This is a genomic window from Gordonia sp. (in: high G+C Gram-positive bacteria), assembly GCF_012515855.1.
GTDB lineage: Bacteria > Actinomycetota > Actinomycetes > Mycobacteriales > Mycobacteriaceae > Gordonia.
In genome coordinates, this window is record NZ_JAAYXO010000277.1 from 1 (window position 1) to 2,231 (window position 2,231).

3 protein-coding genes are annotated in these 2,231 nt (G+C 65.2%); 1 reads left to right on the forward strand and 2 read right to left on the reverse strand.

What is annotated here, in order from left to right; genetic code table 11:
* The first annotated feature begins 24 nt into the window (after positions 1–24).
* Positions 25–543 (forward strand): AMP-binding protein, encoded by a 519-nt coding sequence (locus GX543_RS18545; RefSeq protein WP_290854089.1) that lies wholly within the window; start codon positions 25–27, stop codon positions 541–543.
* Positions 544–597: 54 nt separating this feature from the next.
* Here GX543_RS18545 and GX543_RS18550 read toward each other — a convergent pair whose 3' ends face one another.
* A complete protein-coding gene (locus GX543_RS18550; RefSeq protein WP_290854090.1) occupies positions 598–1,494 on the reverse strand; it encodes a TIGR01777 family oxidoreductase in 897 nt (298 codons plus the stop codon).
* Between the two features lie 9 nt (positions 1,495–1,503).
* Positions 1,504–2,231, reverse strand: a 728-nt coding sequence (locus GX543_RS18555; protein WP_290854091.1) for an MMPL family transporter, incomplete at its 5' end; no start/stop codon positions are given.

A 2,231-nucleotide genomic window follows, 5' to 3' on the forward strand; every position in this document is an offset into this window, starting at 1 on the left:
GATCCGAACGAACCCACGCGCGAGGTGGCGCTCGGCGAGACGGGCGAGCTGCTCATCAGCGGGCCCCAGGTGTTCCAGGGCTATTGGAACCGCCCCGAAGAAACCGCGGCGACCCTGCTCGAAGGCGGCTGGCTGCGCACCGGTGACCTCGTGGTGCAAGACGACGAGGGATTTGTCACGGTGGTCGACCGAAAGAAAGAGCTCATCATCACCGGCGGATTCAACGTCGCGCCGAGCGAGGTGGAAGCGGTGATTACCCGCGTGCCCGGAGTCGCCGAATGCGCGGTGGTGGGGGTGCCGCGAGGCGGTGGTGCTGAGGTAGTGACCGCAGCCGTGATCCTCGAGCCGGGAGCGACCTTCGATGAGGCGGCAACGAGAGAGTTCGCTCGGGAGCACCTTGCTGAATATAAGCGCCCCTCGACGTACCTCGTGTGGGAGGAACTTCCGAAGTCGTTGATCGGCAAAGTGTTGCGCCGGCGGGTGCGCGATGCACTCGTGGCTGACCGGCACGCCGTACGAGCGCTCCCCGTCGACGACGAGTGAGCCGACCGGCGCCACCTGAGCACCTCGAGTGCTGATGCACCTCGAGTGTTGAGGCTACTTGAGGGCTGAGCTGATGGCCTCAGCGAGGGTTGGCTCGCCGAACGTGAAACCGCTGTGCGTGAGCACCGCGGGGATTGCTGCCGCATCGCTCAGCAATAAAGAGTCTGCGGCATCAGCGCCGAGTGCAGCGCGGAGCGCCCGTGCGGGCGCGGGCACGAGGAAGGGGCGTCGGAGTTGCCGGGCAAGCTCCCGGCCCGTGTCCGTTGCGGTAACGATTTCGGGGGCCGTCAGGTTCACAGGACCCTCAAGATCGTGGTCAATGATGTGGCGGATGGCGCGCACCTCGTCGTCGAGCGAGATCCATGGCCACCGCTGGGTACCGCGCCCGAGCGGTCCGCTCAGACCGAGTTTCGTGAGCAACATCAGTGGCTTGAGCACACCATCACGGTGGAGCACCGGGGCAGTGCGCAGCAGTGCGACCCGGGCAGCGCCTCCCGCTGCCACAGCTTCGCGCTCCCATGCGACGCACAGCTGCGCAAGAAACGTCTCGCCTGAGCCATTCACCTCGGTGAGGGTGACGCCTGGCCGGTCTCCGTAGAACCCGATGCCAGACGCCGAGACGAAGTGCGGTGCACGATCGCCTAGTTCACGGATCGCTGCCGCGAGCGTGCGCGTCGGGTCAAGACGGGAGCGGCGCAGCAGGTCACGGTAGCGGCGACCCCACGGGAGCTTGCCGATGCTGGCGCCGTTGAGGTTGACGACCGCGTCGGCATCGGCGAGCACCTCGGGATCAAGCGGTTGTTGGCCGGGCCACCACGGCACCTCACCGGGTGCGTTCGGAGTGCGGCGAACCAGGTGCGTAACGATGACGCCATCGGCGCGCAGCGAATCGGTCAGCGCCCGGCCAATCAAGCCAGAAGCTCCGGTGATGACGACCCGCTGCGCGCTCATGGCCGCAGCCTACCGTCCGTCTTCGACGGTTGGTGGGAGACGGTGCGCCTTTCGGCCGCCGTCACGCTCTTTCGCAAGCTTCGACGGCCACCACACCTTCGGGCCAATATCGAAGAACAGTGCGGGCACGAGGAACGCGCGTACGAGGAAGGTATCGAGCAGCACGCCGAACGCGACGATAAACGCAATCTGCAGCAGGAACAGGATGGGGATGACCGACAGCGCTGCGAACGTGGCGGCAAGCACCAAGCCAGCAGAGGTGATCACCCCTCCGGTCACTGAGAGTCCGCGAATAATGCCTTCACGGGTGCCGTGCAGCTTCGACTCCTCACGAACGCGGGTGGCGAGGAAGATGTTGTAGTCGATGCCGAGTGCGACAAGGAACACGAAACCGTATAGCGGCACCGCGGGATCCGCGCCTGGGAACTGGAAGATGCCGTTGAACACGAGCGCCGATACGCCGAGTGCGGTGCCAAACGAGAGCACCGTCGTGAGGATGAGCAACACCGGTGCGAAGATCGAACGGAGCAGGAGCATCAGGATGAACAGGATCACGGCGAGCACGATCGGAATAATCAGGTTTCGGTCGTGGATCGATGCGTCGTTCGTGTCAATCGCCGTCGCTGTGACACCGCCGACCAGCGCTCCCGTGCCGTCACTTGCGAAGGTATCGCGAAGCTCACGCACCGTCTCCTGTGCCGCCTCCGAGTCGGCTGCATCAGTGAGGGTGCCCTGCA

Coding starts and splice junctions, on each gene's coding strand:
- GX543_RS18550 (WP_290854090.1), bottom strand. CDS start 1,494: ATGAGCGCGCAGCGGGTCGTCATCACCGGAGCTTCTGGCTTGATTGGC.